This window comes from Bacillus sp. 275, from assembly GCF_001999205.1.
Taxonomy (GTDB): domain Bacteria; phylum Bacillota; class Bacilli; order Bacillales; family Bacillaceae; genus Bacillus; species Bacillus velezensis.
The window spans coordinates 957,764-974,038 of the sequence record NZ_CP019626.1 but is presented as its reverse complement, the minus strand read 5'-3'; the positions used below and the strand labels follow the sequence as shown (position 1 = coordinate 974,038).

The window sequence follows — 16,275 nt, the reverse complement described above, 5'->3', positions numbered from 1 at the left end:
TTTTACATGCTGATCCGGTCAGCTCTGCGATTCTTCCTTAATGATGCTTTGCACAAGCTTCGTATCATGCCGGGTCAGTTTGTAATACGTGTTTTTATACTTGTACAGCATATAATTGCCGCCTTCGAGCCACATGCTGAATGAATCGAAACGGTCTTCATGGTATTTGACCGTTCCGTCGTAATCGGGAGATACACTTTTGGTCAGTTTGACTTGTTTTCCTTGGTTCAAGATATCGAGCATATCTTTTACATTCTGCCTGTCTTTAATTTTGATTTCTTTTTTTCCGTGCTCAGACAGAATAATCAGATCTGCGTTGCTTGATGGAAACACATCGCCGGTCCGGCTGTATACATAGAAGAAAGCAATAACCAAAAGGGCGATTACTACAATAAACGCGATTATTTTTTTCATATTCATCACTCCGTTTTTTAGTCTTTCCCGCTTCCTGTTGTTCCATTCTTTTCTGTTGTGAAAAGATTAACATCCGTTTCGGAGGCTTGGTTCTATTTATTTGCATTTATGCTTACAATAGGAGTAAGTCATAAGGCTAAGGAGGGAGACTTCCATGCGCAAATGGATAGCGGCAGCGGGACTTGCCTATGTGCTGTACGGCCTTTTTTTCTATTGGTATTTCTTTATGACAGGCGACTCCGCCGTCCCGGAGGCCGTAAAGGGAACGAAAGCCGATCCGTCCTCGTTTATGGACCCGGGCCGCCTGGAAGCCGCTGAAAACTTTTCAAATGTAAAGGATTTTTTATTTTTCATCGGTGCGCCGTTAGATTGGTTTTTATTTTTTCTGCTGCTCATTACGGGGCTTGCCAAAAAAATAAAGCATTGGCTGGAAGCAGCGGTGCGCTTTCGGGTGCTGCAAATCGGAAGCTTCGTATTTGTGATTTCACTCATCGTTACGGCGGCTTCGCTTCCGCTTGAATGGATCGGATATCGGGTTTCGCTTGCGTATCATATTTCGACGCAGACAACAGCAAGCTGGATAAGAGACCATGTCATTGATTTCTGGATCAGTTTTCCGCTGTTTGCCGTGTGTGTTCTTGTGTTTTACTGGCTGATCACGAAGCATACAAAAAAATGGTGGTTTTACGCTTGGTGTCTTACTGTGCCGTTTACCCTGTTTTTGTTTTTCCTGCAGCCGGTCGTGATTGATCCTTTATACAATGATTTCTATCCGCTGAAAGACAAGGAGCTGGAAAGCAAAATCTTGTCGCTTGCCGACAAGGCCGATATTCCGGCCAGCCATGTTTATGAAGTAAATATGTCGGAGAAAACGAATGCGCTGAATGCGTATGTGACGGGCATCGGTTCGAATAAGCGAATCGTTTTGTGGGATACGACGCTTAACAAACTGAAGGATCGGGAAATTTTGTTCATTATGGGGCATGAGATGGGGCACTATGTGATGAAGCACGTGTACATCGGACTGGCCGGGTATCTCCTGCTGTCATTAGCCGGGTTCTATATCATTGACAAGCTTTATAAGCGGCTGTCCAAATTCTTCGGCCGAATGCTTCATATAAAAGGGCCTGAAGATCTGGCCGCCCTCCCGCTGTTATTGCTGCTCATATCCGTTCTCAGTTTTGCTTCTGATCCGATTACGAATGCCGTCTCCCGGTATCAGGAAAACGCCGCCGACCGCTACGGCATTGAGCTGACCGGAAACCGGGAAGCGGCGATTGAGACGTTTCAGGACTTGGCCGATACGGGACTGAGCCGAGTCAACCCGCCGTTTCTCGTCAAAATTTTCAGAGGGAGCCACCCGTCGATCATGGAGCGTATTGAACATGCGGAGGAAGAAAAATAATAAAAAAACCGGCGGGGCCATGGCCGACGCCGGTTTTTTTATGTTTTACTGAGCTGCCGCCTGTACGTTGATCAGCCCTTTTCCGTAGTAGAAAGCATCACCAAGTTTTGTAGTGGTGTTTTCTAAACTGCTGCGGACTTGAGTGTTTGTCCAGTTCGGGTGCTTAGAAAGAATCAAAGCAGCCGCTCCGGCAACGTGCGGAGATGCCATTGACGTACCATTGTACGCGCCGTATTTGTTTCCAGGAAGCGTGCTTTGGATAGAGACGCCTGGTGCCATGACATCAAGCTCTGAACCTACGCTTGAGAAAGATGCTCTTTGGTTGCTGCTGTTAACAGCGCCTACCGCAATGACAGAAGGGTATTTACCAGGGTAGCCCACTGTGCTTGAGCCGCCGGAAGTGCCTTCGTTACCGGCTGCCGCTACGACTACGACGCCGGAAGCAACGGCTTTGTCAACTGCCGCTTTTAACGCCGCAGAACCAGAAGGTCCGCCGAGGCTCATGTTAATAACGTCCATATTGTTTGCGATCGCCCACTCAATTCCGTTAATGATCCAGCTGTACTGGCCGGAACCGTCAGCGCCGAGAACTTTAACAGCGTAAAGAGATGCGCTTGGCGCAACGCCTAATACACCGACTGAGTTATTAAGAGCCGCAACTGTACCGGCAACGTGAGTTCCGTGAGAGTTGTAGTCTTGGAAAGGATTTGTTTCAGAAGGAACCATGCTGGCTCCGCCTGCTACTTTTAAATCAGGATGAGAAGAATCGATACCGCTGTCGATAACCGCTACTTTCACATTTGATCCAGTGAAGCCTTGAGAGTGCAGAGCAGGGGCTTTAATTTGTGATACGCCGTAAGGCACGGACTGCGCGTACGCTTTTGCAACGTGATCTTCTTCAACGTAAGCGACGCTTGGGTCTTTTTTCAGCTCTTTTACAGCTTTTTCATTTAATGTAGCTGAAGCTGCGTCTACATATTTGAATTGCTTTTGCACTTTCCCGCCTTTTTCAGAAATGACATCTTTTTTCTTAGCGGCGCTCATCGTGCTCATTGTCTGTTTAAATCCGACAATGTATTTCTTTTCCCCGTTTGATTTCCCTGCCGCCTGGGCAGGAGACGTGCTGCCGAACGCCATCGTAAAGATTAACGCTAAAGCAAACAGCAAACTGATCCATACCTTTTTGCCTCTCACTCTTTATCCTCTCCTTTTTTTCATTTGCAGAACAACCAATAGACAGATTATTCTGTGGATTAATTGTATAGCATGGAATAATATTTTAGTAGACCCAATTTTTTTCAATTTGTTTTATTTCTATTTAGGTATATCATCTCTCTTTCGTTTAATAGGAACCCGAAATATTTAAATTTTAATGGAAAAAACCGATGGAAGGACATGAGTATTTGTACACAGCCGCAATCGCTCTCTTGTTTGCTGGGTCGAACGGTTTGATTCCATTTTCGGAAGCTGCGGCAAAAACAGGATAAATGTCACCTTTTGTTGAATGCAGAAGTCTGATGGAAACGAAAGCGGAATGAAATAAAGCGGCCGGCATGAATCAGTCTTCGGCTTTCTTGACGGAGAAAAGCTGTGAAACCATTTTATAAAAATAATGATAATGAATATCATTGATACTTATATTGTCAATGATATAATTGCGGAAAAACGAAAGAGGGGGAACAGATGAAACAAATTTTCAGTATGCTGATGATCTTATCCGTTCTCTTCATAACGGCATGCTCAGAACAGGAACATGAAACCGCCGTCAGGCACGATCTGGGGACGGCGCATGTGGCTGCGCACCCGCAGCGCGTTGCCGTGTTGAATCCGGGCTTTAATGATATTCTCCATGATCTCGGCATAAAGCCTGTGGCTGCGGCGGATAATCGGACAGAGCGAAACGACGGCAGTCCGTCCGGCGGGCCCCCGTCACATCCCGATTTGAAAAAGATCACTTCGTTAAAGCCCGATCTCATCATTGCAGACTCAAGCCTTCACAGGGGGATATACCGAAAACTGACAAAGATCGCTCCGACAATCGCTTTAAAAAATGAAGCTGCGGATTATCAGGATGCGGTTGACGCTGCCCTTACTATTGAAAAGGCGGTCGGTAAAGATGGCATCATAGAGAAACAATTGTCGGCTCAGGAAGAAAAGCTGAATGACATCAAAAGAAAGCTGGATGCAGAAGGCGGCACGATTTTATTAATTGACGCTGCAAATGACAGCATTTCCGTAAAGGATGATCAGTTTTTTACGTCCCGGCTTTTGACGCTCGCAGGGTTTACCTATGCGGTCCAGACGGATTCCGGCGGGAAATCAGACTCTATCAAGATGACGCCCGGGCAGCTTTTGCATATCGATCCTGATTACATCGTACTGTTGGACGGTGAGAAAGAACTCGAAAAAAATCGCCTCTGGAAACAGCTGACAGCTGTAAAAAACGGACACGTTTACCGCGCGGACAGGGCGGTATGGACGGAGCGCCGGAGCATTGACGGGGCGGACGCCATATTACATGATCTTCAGAAAAAAATGCTCGCCAAAAAGGCCCAAAACTGAATTCGGGCCTTTTTGTTATGATTCTGATAGGTGGCTGCTTACATTGTAATCTTTGACGCGCCATTTATTTTCAATTCGTTCGATATTGCTTAGGCACGCATTGACAAGCTTTGCGTTTTGGATGTCGGTATCACCGTCAGAAATGGCCGACAAGAGGGCGTGAATGGCTGCGCCGTGAGCGACGATCAGTACTTTTTGCTCAGGAAACCGCTCCTGAACTTTCACTAAACCGGCAAGCATTCTGTCTGTCAGCTCTTCTGCTGTCTCCATGTTCGGGTAGTTTTTATCCGGGTAGCGCTTCGACCGTTCCGGTAAAGACATTCCTTCCGCATCACCGTAGCTCCGTTCTCTGAAATCTTCCATGACCACAATGGGAAGATTCAAAAACCCGTTAATAATGTCAGCTGTTTTTCTGGCCCGTTTCATCGGGCTTGAGACGATGACATCCCATTCGGACCCCTTTAAGTACTCTCCTGTTTCTTTCGCCTGACGCTCTCCCGTCGCATTTAACGGAATATCCGATTTGCCTTGAAGCTTCTTTTGGGCATTCCAATCAGTCTCTCCATGTCTTACTAAACAAACGGCAGTCATAAAGTCTCCACTCCGATCATTTTTTATCGATATCATCTATTATACTGCCGTTACGTTAACACTTCAAAGAGAAGCGCCAGTCCGACTCCGCCTCCGCTGCCGATCGCTGCTGCTGCGTAGCGGGCATCCGGGCGTCTTTTTGCTTCATAAAAAAGCCGGGTGACAAGCGCAGCCCCGGAAGCCCCGTACGGATGCCCGACCGCCAGAGCGCCGCCCCGGACATTTATTTTAGAATACGGCACTCGAAGCTGCTGTGAAAAAACGCATATTTTGACGGCAAACGCCTCGTTGATTTCGTATATATCAATATCATCCGGTGACAGGTCCCGTTCCTTCAAAAGCTTTTTGACGGCATAAACCGGAGCTGCTGACGGATAATGCGGATGGACGCCGCTTACCGCGCTTCCGATAAAACGCAATCCCGGCTTTAAACCGAGAGACCGCGCTTTTTGTTCTTCCATCACACAAACTGCCGCCGCCCCGTCAGAAATTCCGCAGCTGTTGGCGGCGGTGACAGACCCTCCGGACTGAAAAACGGGCTTGGCGCGGGAAATGAGAGGCTCCATGTTCCGCTTTTTCAGCATGTTTTCGTCGGCGGCGAATCCGTGACAGGGAAGAATTTCCGGGCGGTACAAGCCGTCTTCGTGCGCTTTGACGCTCCGTTCATAGCTGAGAAGGGCATATTCGTCCTGCATCTTTCTCGTTACGCCGTAAGCCTGTGCCGTATACTCGGCCGCTATGCCCATATCAGGATCGCCGATGTGTTCAGGAGAAAAGCGCGCCCGGGATGAGAAAGGGGAACGGCTGCTGCTCTCCGCTCCTCCCGCGATGTATGTGCTCCCCGCGCCGGCTTTAACAAAGTGGCACGCGACCCTCACGGCGTCCAGTCCGGAGCCGCACTGCCTGTCGATGGTCGTACCGGACACACTCAAAGGAAGCCCGGCGGCCAAGGCTGACAGCCGGGCGAGATTCCCGCCGCGGCCCGTCGCGTTTCCGATCAGGACTTCATCAATGTCTTCGGGCATGTTCCGGCTCAAATGGCGGATCAGCGGAGCTGCCAAATCTTCTGGGAGACAGCCTTTTAACAGGCCGTTTTCCCGGGCGAAAATTGTCCGTTTCGCATCCGTAATTACAGCTTCCATTCCATCATGTCCTTTGCCTGCTTTTGTACGGCGGCACGGGCGATCTTTCCGCCGGCTGTCTCCGGTATTTCTGAAAACAGCCATTTTTTCGGGATTTTATATGCCGCCAGCTGCTCGCGGCACTGTTTCTTCAGTTCCTTTACATGTGCATCTCCGTCGATCACCGCAACGGCGATGCTGCCCCAATAATCATCAGGAATGCCGATGACGGCCGCTTTTCTGACGCCCGGACAGCGGTTGAGCACACGTTCTATCTCTTCCGGGAATACATTCAGGCCGCCTGATACGATCATCCCGTTTTCACGTCCTTCGATATAAAGATAGCCTTCACGATCGATATATCCCATATCATCAACCGTCATCCAGCCGGAATCATCAGGTTTTGCGCCGTTGATGTATCCGGAAAATTTCATCGGGCTGTTCACAAAAATCTTCCCCGTTTCGCCCGGCATGCAGCGTTCTCCGCCGGGCCGGCGGATTTCGATTGTAACATTTTCAAACGGGCGGCCCGCCGCGTCAGGCTTTCGGGCGCTGTCTTCAGGCGATAAGAACGCCACGAAACTCAGCTCAGACGTTCCGTAAAAATCGTACAACCGCAAATGGGGATAGCGCTCTGACAACGCTTGTTTAGACGAAGCGGGCCAGTCTGCACCGGAAGAAATCACCTTGAGCGGTGTATCCGGAAACGCCTCTAGTGAGAGCAGGGCGTCCGTCATTGTCGGAACGGTATATAGAACGTCAGCTTGTCTGAGCCGGTCTTTCATTCCGGCCGGATTGAATTTTCTTTGAAGGATGACGGTTCCGCCGATAAACAAAGTGCTGACGGCGCCGTATAAAAAGTGTGACGAGCGAAGCGTGCCCGGTACCAGCACTTTGTCATCAGGGGAAATGCCGAATTCACGTTTCGTACAAGAAAAGCTCTCCAGCCACGAACGGTGAGAGCGGGTGAAGGCTTTCGGCTTACCGGTCGATCCCGAGGTGAATCCGGTATAAAAGGGCAGGCCGTCGTTTTTGATAAAAGCGCCTTCCGTTTTTTCCGCCTCGATCAAAGGCCTGCATTCATCCCACAGAATGACAGGCGTTTTGACGCCGTCCAGTCTGCCCCTCAGCCGGCGGTCACAGATGACGAGGCCGGTTTTGCTGATGTGCAGCTGGTCCGCGAGTTCCGCCGCTGCCGAGCGGGGATCTAACGGAACCGCCGTGCAGCCGGCATGCGCCGCCCCTGCGAAAAGTTGTAAAAAAGGGATGCCGTTCGGCAGTAATATTGCAATGTTTTCCGGCTTACCTGAAAGGCTGCCAAGCCAGTTTGCGGTTTGGTTAACCAGCCTGTTCCAAGTTTGATAGGTGATCTGTTCTGTTTCTGTCTGAATTGCGATCTGTTCCGGCGCTTGTCCGGCTGTATCTGAATATGATGATGTAATCATGATGACTAAAATCAGCTTCCTTTCGTCGGCAAAAGCCGGCTTGCTTGAAGAGTTTTTCTGATTCTTACGGCTGCGAATGAGGCTGCGGCCGCTTTAAGCAGATCTCCGGGCACATAGATGAGGCTGAGCTTTACGGCAGTTAAGATATCAATGTGCATCATAAAAGCCTGAACGGGAATGCCGATGACATACAAAAACAGCACGCCGAACAAGAACTGTCTGATAAACAAATGGGGGACAGCAGCTGAGCGAAGGCCTTGGATGCTGAGGCTCAGCAGTAATGCCGCCAGCGGATATGCGATAAGATATCCGGCGCTCGGCCCGAAAAAAACCCCGAACCCGCCTCTGCCGCCTGAAAGGAGAGGCGCTCCGCATGCCACAATCAGCAAAAACAGCAATTGGCTTAAAAACGCCGCTTTCGGTTTTAGGATGCTGCCCGATAAGAGCACACCGATCGTTTGGAGTGTAATCGGAACCGGCGTAAAGGATAAGAAAAGCGGCGGGAGCAGCCCCAAAAGTCCCATAATGGCGGTAAACACGGCAATATGCATCATTTCTGTCAATTTCATTATGTATTCCTCCAGCTTATCAAAATATGTTTATACAATAAAGCGAGTCTTTATATATGTCAACTCTATTATATTTTAAGTTAACATTAAAAAGACCGGCCCTTTATGAAAAAGGCCGGTCGGTTTATCTTTATTCTTCTGTAAGGATAACAAGTGAATCAACGGATGATGCAACGTGGGAAACGGCACGGCTGACTTCTTGAAGGCCGCCGAGAAAGGCCTGCAAATCAACGTCGATTTTGCCTGTCTGGTCTTTGCTCGTTTTCATGCTTTGGACGATGTCATCAAACAAACGGTTGATCTGCGCCATTTTTTCTTTCGTTTCACTTACAAGTCCGTTTACATCTTTGATATGTTTGGACACGATGTTGATTTGTGTATTGGTATTGTTCACGAGCTCTGATACGGTGGAAACGGTTTTTTTCGTATCCTCTGAAAGCTTTCTTACCTCCGTCGCCACAACGGCGAACCCTTTGCCGTGCTCCCCGGCTCTCGCGGATTCTATTGAAGCGTTGAGTGACAGGAGATTCGTTTGCTCGGCGATCCCCGTCACGATGCCGAAGATTTTTTCGATCTGCTGTGCGATGTCATTCAGCTTGTCCATTTCTTCTTCAATCTGCAGAAGACTGGCGTCGATTTTATTCATCTGCTGCTGCTGGCTTTCAAGCTCTTTTTTCCCGCCGATTGATTTTTCTTCGACATGTACGGAAGTGACGGTGCCGGCTTTTGACGCCTCGGAAATGCCCTCAGATTTATCGACCAGCTCTTGCACGGCTCTGCTCGTTTCTGAAAACAAATCAGCGAGTGATCCGGATGTTTCCTGGATTTTTTGATGAAGACGGGCTTTCTTTTCCTCTTGTTCGTCACGCTGACAGTTATATTCAGTCTGGAATGCTTCAAGGACGAGCTGCTGTTCAAGATTCAATATTTTCGTCGTCGCTTTGATCGCTTTTAAAAGCTCATGCAAATCCGGAATGGTTGCTTCATATATGTTCATCATCGACAGAAGCAGATCCTGAAACGCTCCCATATACCATTTCGGTTCAAGGCCGATCCGCAAATGGATGGAAGCGATGCGCTGTCTTTTTTCAATGAATTCATCATCAATCGTGCCGGCAAACATCTCATGGATATGACGCCGTAATGTTTTTTTCAGGCGCTCGACCGTGCTGTGGTCGTTAATGATCGTCATTAATGATTTTTCGTGATCCAGGTTTCGGTAAAAGGAATCGACGATTGTTGAGATATGTTCTTTAATTAACGGCTGCAGCTCTTCAAGCACATGAAGTTCTTCGTTTCCGAGCCTGACCATTTTCAGCTGTTTTTGGACATCTGCATATTGATTTGAAAGCGCGATGCGTTTTTTTCCATCGGCTTCCGAAAAATAAGCTGTTTCTTTTTTGCGGTCTTTTTTAAATAACAATATAAGTTCCCCCAGATATTCTCTTTTTCTTTTTATCGGTATGGAAGGAACTTGAATGAAGGAATCTGATAAAAATATTTTAATGCGAAAAAAATAAAACCATTCGTACAGAATGGTTTAGTCAATCTTGGCTGAGACGTTTCAGCGGCTTGATGGCGGGACCTTCGGCAACCCCGCCGTCAGGTGTGAACCGGGACCCGTGACAAGGACAGTCCCACGTCCGTTCGCCGTCATTCCATTCGACCTCACAGCCCAAATGGGTGCATGTCGTATCGACAAGGTGCAGACACCCTTTTTCATCTTTATAGGCGCCGGCCCGTTTGCCGTTTACCGTTACGATTTTTCCCTCCCCGGGCCGAAGAGTCTTAGGTGAAGCGTCCGGCCTCTCAAGTTTGCCCGAGATAAGGTGTTTGGCCACGTCGGCATTATAGGAAATCAGTTTTTTCAGTCCCGGATCTGCGTGGAAGCGTGACGGAATAAACAGGCCGGAAAACGGGTTCTTTTTGTTTTGAATATGATCAGCCAAAAGCTTCGCCGCGAGCGCTGAGCTTGTCATGCCCCATTTTTTAAAGCCTGTCGCCGCCAAAATATGTTCTTCATCGCCCGAGATGGGACCGATGAACGGAATTTTGTCAATGGTGACAAGGTCTTGTGCAGACCAATGATATGGGATGCTTTCAACTCCGATTGTGTCTTCCGCAAATTGTTTCAGCGCTTCGTAATGCTCGGACATTTCTTTTCCCTGGCCTGTTTTGTGGCTTTCGCCGCCGACAAGCACCAGTTTTTCACCGTTCAAATCGGTGTATCGCAGTGATCTGGACGGCTTGTCTATGCTGAGATACATCCCGTCCGGATACGCTTGTTTCGGTTTTACCGCGAGTACGTAGGATCTGCTGGCATACATTCTGGCGGCGTAAAGCCCGCCCCCGTCATAAAAAGGAAAGTGGGAAGAGCAGACAATGTAGCTGCACTTGATGCCGTGTCTGTTTTTCGTGACCACTTCCGGCTGCGGTTCTTTTTTTATGTCGATCGCAGCCGTCTGTTCAAAAATCCGCGCCCCGTTTTTAACGATCTCTTTAACGAGCGCCGCACCATATAAAAGCGGATGGAATTGCGCCTGATTCTTCATGGCGAGACCGAGCCTGCAATCAACGGGGACGGGAAGTTCTTTCACAAGCTCGTGTTCAATACCGAGCTTGGTATAAGCTTCCTGCTCACTGCGGATTTTTTTGACGCCTGATTCTGTATTGGTGTAAAGATATGCGTCTTGTTCAATCAGTCTGCAGTCAATCGAAAGGTCCTTGATGATCTGCTTCATGTCTTCCATGGCGCGGAGATGGGCTTCGAAATACAGCCTTGCGCTGGTCAGGCCGATCTGCTGAATAAGATCGGCATAGATGAAATCATGCTGGGCGGTGATTTTTGCGGTCGTGCCCGCAGTCGTCCCGTTTAAAATCCGGTCTGCTTCAATGACAGCGACACGGAAACCTCTTTTCGTCAGTTCGTATGCCGTTGTCAGGCCCGTAATTCCTCCGCCGATAACCGCAACGTCACATTCCGTATCTTCAGTGAGGGCGGGAAAGGAAGGAATGTCAGCTGTTGCTTTCCAATAGGAAGCCGGTTCTTCGTTTGAAAAAGTAGTCAATTCAGATTTACCTCCTCTGTTGTATATTCTTAATTTTTCCAATAAGACTCTGTTCATACATGAAATTCGTATAAGATGCTCAAATTACTCATAATATAGAAATTAATGTAAAGGAGTGATCAAAATGGCTAATCAGAAGAAGAAAACCTTGCCGCCGCAGCATCAAAACCGGCAGCCGGGCTTTGAATATGTAATGGACCCGCGCCCCGTTTTTGACAAACCGAAAGCGGCGAAAAAACTTGAAGGGAAAACGGCGATCATCACGGGCGGAGACAGCGGAATCGGCCGCGCCGTATCCGTTTTATTCGCGAAGGAAGGCGCTAATGTGGTCATCGTTTACTTTGATGAGCATCAGGATGCCGAAGAGACGAAGCAATATGTAGAAAAAGAGGGGGCGAAGTGTCTGCTGATCGCAGGGGATGTCGGCGACGAAGCCTTTTGCAACGATGTCATCCGCCAGGCGGGCCAAGCCTTTCCTTCCATTGACATCCTGGTCAACAACGCGGGTGAGCAGCACGTGCAGCCGGGGATTGAGAAAATCACGAGCCACCAGCTCATCAGAACGTTTCAGACGAATATTTTTTCAATGTTTTACTTAACGAAAGCCGCGCTCCCTCACCTGAAAAAAGGAAGTTCAATCATTAATACGGCCTCCATTACCGCCTATAAAGGCCACAAAACATTGATTGACTATTCAGCGACAAAAGGGGCGATCGTCACGTTTACAAGATCTCTTTCCCAATCTCTTGTCACTCAGGGCATCAGGGTAAACGCAGTGGCGCCGGGGCCGATCTGGACGCCGCTGATCCCGGCGAGCTTCTCGGCGAAGGAAGTGGAAGTCTTCGGCTCAGACGTGCCGATGCAGCGTCCGGGAGAGCCTGTTGAAGTGGCGCCGAGCTATTTGTACTTAGCAAGCGATGATTCTTCCTATGTCACGGGACAGACGATTCATGTGAACGGCGGCACCATCGTAAACGGATAATGTAAAAAAAGCCAATCCATATGGATTGGCTTATTCACTCTGTTTGAGTGCGGCATATTCTTTTGAAAGCGTGAGGAACGCTTCTTTATTTTTATCATCAAGCGCCTTATTAATCTGCATGGTCAGCATGGCGATCCGGCGTTTATACAAGGATTCATCAAGCACCATTTGAATGTAAATATCGGCCATTGTCACATCGAATTCGTTTGCTTTTTGCGTGTTGCGGGACTTCATGAGCTCAGTGTACGACTTTTTCTCTTTCATAAAGAATCCCCCCAATGCCTTTTTTATAGTATATGGATAACGACCGGAAAAATCAATTAATTTTTATAATCTTTAGACAACTAATACTTGGAAATATATCGACATATCCTGCAAATTGACGAAAAAACGAAAATTAGCATTGTATAAATGAGGTGAAATGAAAAAGAAAAATAATATTTAAATAGTAATTTAAGACTAAATTACATCTTTAAAAGGTGATTTTTAGCTATATTCAAAAAAAACCTGTCGTTTTCCAATGACAGATGATAGATTATTAGTATAAATTTTCAAGAAAAGGATTGGAGGCTGCACATTATGTGCCAGAAAACACATGCACCCTTAGAAAGCTACGAAGTAAATCGTTCAACCATCGCTGTTTTGCCTGAGGAAATAGACGGTAAAATGGGGTCGAAGGTCATTGAAAAAGACTGCATTCTGTATGTCAGTATGAAGCCGATTCACATCATCGACAGAAGCTGCCGCTACTTTGGCTCCAGCTATGCCGGGAGAAAAGCGGGAACATATGAAGCGATTAAAATTTCTCACAAGCCGCCGATTATGGTGGACCCTTCAAATCACATCTTTTTATTCCCTACACTTTCTTCTGCAAGGCCTCAATGCGGCTGGATATCTCATGTGCACGTTAAAGATTTTCAACCGACGGCATTTGATGACACAGCGGTCACATTCTCAAACGGCAAAACGATGGAACTGGAAGTATCCTATCATTCTTTTGAAAATCAGGTTTACAGAACCGCCTATCTCAGAACCACTTTTCAGGACAGGATGGGCAGTCATGTCCCGAAGCGGCAGGAATTCATGCTGTATCCGAAAGAAGAGCGGACAAGAATGATCTACGACTTTATTTTGCGGGAGCTGGGGGAGAGATATTAGAGAAAGCTGTGATGTGAAGGGACGGGTCCTCTCCTTTGGGGAGGGCTTTTTTTGATTTACATGCCCGGGCAGAGTTGTATCGTGTCCGTCTGTTGGCTATGATGATGTAAAGAGTAATGATATTTCATTTTAGGAGAGATGGGCATGGATGTGTTTGCAAAATATGTATCAGGAATCGACAACCCGGATCACCGTCTCAAAGCAGAGGAAATTTTGTCGTGGACGGCTGGCCAATTTCCGAACTTAGAAGCGCAGATCAAGTGGAACAAACCGACATTTACCGATCACGGCACCTATATCATTATGTTTGCCGCGGCAAAAAATCATTTAAGCATTTTACCTGAAAAAGAGACGATGGAGCATTTTGCCGATGACATCGCTCAAGCCGGGTACAGCGCTTCTTCGCGCCTGTTCCGAATTCGATGGACTGATCCGGTGCACTATGATCTGCTTAAGAAGATCATCGAATTTAACATCAAGGAAAAAGCTGAAAATCCGGGGTTTTGGCGCTAGCGGACGTGATGTTGAAGGAGGAAGACATGGACGTTTTCAAAGACTATTTATCAAGTATCGACAGCCCTGATCATCGTCTGCGAATGGAGGAAATCCTCTCGTGGACGGCTGACCAATTTCCGAACTTAGAAGCGCAGATCAAGTGGAACACGCCAATGTTTACCGATCACGGCACCTTTATTATCGGCTTTGCGGCGGCAAAGCATCATGTAAGTGTTTCCCCCGAAGAAGCGGGAATTGCGCATTTTGCCGACGACATTGCCTGTGCCGGCTACAGCGCCACTTCCCGTTTGTTCAGAATTCAATGGACTGAACCGGTGCATTATGAGCTGCTTGAACGCATGATTCAATTCAATATTCAGGATAAGGCGGACTGCTCAGCATTTTGGCGGAAATAATGAAAGAAATGTTAAAAAAACAACCCTGAGGAGGGCTGTTTTTTTATTGGAAACACATGATCAGCCCATTTTAATCAAGAAGCAATGGATGACGTACTATAAAAAATAAGGAGTACGAAGCAGTGAATGAATTTTATAAGGCGTTAACACATGTAAATAAAATTTTTTATGAACCAAATCACTTAACGATACATGATATTCAAGAAGAAGCTCAAAACTCAGAGTATGGGGCCGGTAGGTTTCAACTGCATTCAAAATCAGTTCGATTCAGAGTCGCAAAAATAACGCCTAACAAGATAGGACAGTTTGTTGCTTTTTGGGAAAAAGATGGAGATGGTAAAAACCAAGCCTTTTCATATGAAAAAGCTGCTGATTTATTGGTTATCAATACTTTTGCCAGTAATCATCATTTTGGACAATTTGTTTTTCCAAAAGAAGTTCTTGTAAAGCAAAATATCCTTAAAACAGCCGCTACAAAAGGAAAAATGGCAATTAGAGTTTACCCTGAATGGGAAAATCCCACTAGCAAACAAGCTATCGAAACACAAAAATGGCAGTTGGCATATTTTGTTGAGGCGAACGATGCAGATCGTTTTCCAGCACAAGACCTGTTAAAGCTATATTCTAACTAAAATTGGACAGCCCTGAGCCGGCTGACAGTATGTGAAGTTAACCGGTGCGTGAGTTGGAGAATAACGGGGAACCTCAACAAATGAGGTTCCTCTAATTGTTATATAGAAATCGACATTTTGAATGTAACAGAGTTTGTTTATTAAACGTAATCCGAAAAATAAGGGATTTGCGTATCCGGCAGACCCTCACGAAACGCACGATGCAAGAAATCGTGCGTTCGGAATTCTTTATTTGACGACAGACATGCTGACGCTGCTGCCTGACACTGTCAATTTGGCAAAATCCTGTGTATCAATCACAGGTGTGACTGCTTTATTGTCAATCGTGATGTTCGTAAAGGCTGTTGAGAAGTTTGATTTGATGTAAGGGCGCTGATCCTCTGATGTGACCGCGACGGTGGCGAGCGCTTTCCATTTTGAGACAGAGCCTACATTTGTTTGGGCGAGTTCTGAGATGATGCGGCCGGTGTATCCGTCATTATTCGTGCCCCAGTATGTGGCGCGGGTATTGCCGTTCAGATTTTTGTAGATGGTCAGCTGTACGGTGCTGCCGGGCCGGAAGCCTTTCGTATAGGTGAATTGGCTTTCTCCTTCCAGATACCGGACCTGGCCTTGTCCCTTTGAACCGACTTTCATGATCGGTTTCCATACATGATAGGTGTCACTGTACTGAAGTCCGATATCAGCCTCTGTGCCTCCGGTAAATCCTGAGTAAATATAGGCTGTCCCATTTGACACCTGAATTGAGCTTGGAAGCTGAATTTTCGTGACGAGTACAGAACCCGTGCTATTCAGGTAGGCCCTTCCGCCGATTCCTTTGCTGAGCTGGGACGCCGCTTCCGCCGTATTGGGGCTGATCACCCCCGGAATTTCCGCCGTACATGTGCCGAATAGAACGGCTGTAGTGAGCACACCCGCAACAAGCCCTTTTTTCATCATCATTTCTCCTCCTATCATCATAGTCAGATAGCGCTATCAATTCATATTATAAAAGGTTTTGGGAAAAATTCCATAAAAGATATACGGGCGGACGTAAATTAAAACTATCTTCCTATTTCTCTTGTAAATGGAGATTATTTGAACTATGATATGTTCAGCAATACCGCATAACTTAGGAGAGGGGATAGGATAGAAATGAAAAAGACGGCAGCTGTGCTTTTGTCTTTCGGTCTGGTGTTCGGATGTTCATACGGAGCGGGGCAGACGGCAGAAGCGAAAACAAAGGTGAAAACGTATCAAAACTGCAAGGCGCTGAATAAGGTGTATAAGGGCGGCGTGGCCAAATCGTCGAAAGTGAAAAACAAGGGCGGCAGAACAAAGTACAAGCCGTATGTATCAAAAGCGCTTTACAATGCAAATAAAAGACTTGACCGAGATAAAGACTATATCGCATGTGAGAAATAAAAAAACAAGCCTC

18 protein-coding genes and 1 pseudogene are annotated in these 16,275 nt (G+C 47.1%); 8 read left to right on the top strand and 11 right to left on the bottom strand.

Annotated elements, in window-relative coordinates:
- Positions 1-18: 18 nt before the first annotated feature.
- On the bottom strand, positions 19-414 hold the full coding sequence (locus BZ167_RS04340) for a YhfM domain-containing protein (protein WP_012117225.1): 396 nt from the start codon (positions 412-414) through the stop codon (positions 19-21).
- 154 nt (positions 415-568) lie between these two features.
- On the opposite strand from BZ167_RS04340, the gene BZ167_RS04335 reads away from it, so the two are divergent.
- Positions 569-1,819 (top strand): M48 family metallopeptidase, encoded by a 1,251-nt coding sequence (locus BZ167_RS04335; RefSeq protein WP_012117226.1) that lies wholly within the window; start codon positions 569-571, stop codon positions 1,817-1,819.
- A gap of 45 nt (positions 1,820-1,864) precedes the next feature.
- Here the strand turns inward: BZ167_RS04335 and BZ167_RS04330 are convergent, their stop codons facing one another.
- Entirely contained in the window at positions 1,865-3,013 is a 1,149-nt protein-coding gene (locus BZ167_RS04330; protein WP_007409199.1) for a S8 family peptidase, read from the bottom strand.
- A gap of 489 nt (positions 3,014-3,502) precedes the next feature.
- On the opposite strand from BZ167_RS04330, the gene BZ167_RS04320 reads away from it, so the two are divergent.
- A complete protein-coding gene (locus BZ167_RS04320) occupies positions 3,503-4,381 on the top strand; it encodes an ABC transporter substrate-binding protein (protein ID WP_015417163.1) in 879 nt (292 codons plus the stop codon).
- Between the two features lie 15 nt (positions 4,382-4,396).
- Here BZ167_RS04320 and BZ167_RS04315 read toward each other — a convergent pair whose 3' ends face one another.
- The 7 genes and pseudogenes from BZ167_RS04315 to BZ167_RS04290 form a co-directional block, all read right to left on the bottom strand.
- Positions 4,397-4,972, bottom strand: coding sequence for a histidine phosphatase family protein (locus BZ167_RS04315; protein WP_007610462.1), 576 nt, complete (start codon positions 4,970-4,972; stop codon positions 4,397-4,399).
- A 50-nt stretch (positions 4,973-5,022) separates the two neighbouring features.
- Positions 5,023-6,114 (bottom strand): acetyl-CoA C-acyltransferase, encoded by a 1,092-nt coding sequence (locus BZ167_RS04310; RefSeq protein WP_007409195.1) that lies wholly within the window; start codon positions 6,112-6,114, stop codon positions 5,023-5,025.
- The gene (locus tag BZ167_RS04305; protein ID WP_033574490.1) at positions 6,102-7,538 is read right to left on the bottom strand and encodes an acyl-CoA synthetase; all 1,437 of its coding nucleotides are present in this window, start codon (positions 7,536-7,538) and stop codon (positions 6,102-6,104) included. Before BZ167_RS04305 ends, BZ167_RS04310 begins: the two co-directional genes overlap by 13 nt.
- 11 nt (positions 7,539-7,549) lie before the next feature.
- Entirely contained in the window at positions 7,550-8,107 is a 558-nt protein-coding gene (locus BZ167_RS04300) for a biotin transporter BioY (protein WP_003155185.1), read from the bottom strand.
- A 130-nt stretch (positions 8,108-8,237) separates the two neighbouring features.
- Complete coding sequence (locus BZ167_RS20710; RefSeq protein WP_371833775.1) at positions 8,238-9,035, bottom strand: methyl-accepting chemotaxis protein; 798 nt, start codon at positions 9,033-9,035, stop codon at positions 8,238-8,240.
- A gap of 9 nt (positions 9,036-9,044) precedes the next feature.
- Positions 9,045-9,419, bottom strand: a pseudogene (locus tag BZ167_RS20705) (protoglobin domain-containing protein); the annotation flags it as partial.
- Positions 9,420-9,651: 232 nt separating this feature from the next.
- Positions 9,652-11,175, bottom strand: a complete 1,524-nt coding sequence (locus BZ167_RS04290; protein ID WP_061890527.1) for an FAD-dependent oxidoreductase — start codon at positions 11,173-11,175, stop codon at positions 9,652-9,654.
- A gap of 124 nt (positions 11,176-11,299) precedes the next feature.
- On the opposite strand from BZ167_RS04290, the gene BZ167_RS04285 reads away from it, so the two are divergent.
- On the top strand, positions 11,300-12,157 hold the full coding sequence (locus tag BZ167_RS04285) for an SDR family oxidoreductase (RefSeq protein WP_007610477.1): 858 nt from the start codon (positions 11,300-11,302) through the stop codon (positions 12,155-12,157).
- A 30-nt stretch (positions 12,158-12,187) separates the two neighbouring features.
- On the opposite strand, the gene BZ167_RS04280 is transcribed toward BZ167_RS04285, so the two are convergent.
- Entirely contained in the window at positions 12,188-12,421 is a 234-nt protein-coding gene (locus tag BZ167_RS04280; protein WP_007610478.1) for an IDEAL domain-containing protein, read from the bottom strand.
- A 315-nt stretch (positions 12,422-12,736) separates the two neighbouring features.
- On the opposite strand from BZ167_RS04280, the gene BZ167_RS04275 reads away from it, so the two are divergent.
- The 4 genes from BZ167_RS04275 (at position 12,737) to BZ167_RS04260 (ending at position 14,858) form a co-directional block, all read left to right on the top strand.
- On the top strand, positions 12,737-13,315 hold the full coding sequence (locus BZ167_RS04275; RefSeq protein WP_012117234.1) for a competence transcription factor ComK: 579 nt from the start codon (positions 12,737-12,739) through the stop codon (positions 13,313-13,315).
- Positions 13,316-13,459: 144 nt separating this feature from the next.
- Positions 13,460-13,828, top strand: coding sequence for an iron chaperone (locus BZ167_RS04270; protein ID WP_012117235.1), 369 nt, complete (start codon positions 13,460-13,462; stop codon positions 13,826-13,828).
- Positions 13,829-13,854: 26 nt separating this feature from the next.
- Positions 13,855-14,226, top strand: coding sequence for an iron chaperone (locus BZ167_RS04265; protein WP_040238319.1), 372 nt, complete (start codon positions 13,855-13,857; stop codon positions 14,224-14,226).
- Between the two features lie 122 nt (positions 14,227-14,348).
- Positions 14,349-14,858, top strand: a complete 510-nt coding sequence (locus BZ167_RS04260) for a MepB family protein (protein WP_015417169.1) — start codon at positions 14,349-14,351, stop codon at positions 14,856-14,858.
- A gap of 228 nt (positions 14,859-15,086) precedes the next feature.
- On the opposite strand, the gene BZ167_RS04255 is transcribed toward BZ167_RS04260, so the two are convergent.
- Positions 15,087-15,797, bottom strand: a complete 711-nt coding sequence (locus BZ167_RS04255) for a YrpD family protein (protein ID WP_053573542.1) — start codon at positions 15,795-15,797, stop codon at positions 15,087-15,089.
- Positions 15,798-15,992: 195 nt separating this feature from the next.
- On the opposite strand from BZ167_RS04255, the gene BZ167_RS04250 reads away from it, so the two are divergent.
- Positions 15,993-16,262, top strand: a complete 270-nt coding sequence (locus tag BZ167_RS04250; protein WP_003155168.1) for an excalibur calcium-binding domain-containing protein — start codon at positions 15,993-15,995, stop codon at positions 16,260-16,262.
- The last annotated feature ends 13 nt before the right edge of the window (positions 16,263-16,275 follow it).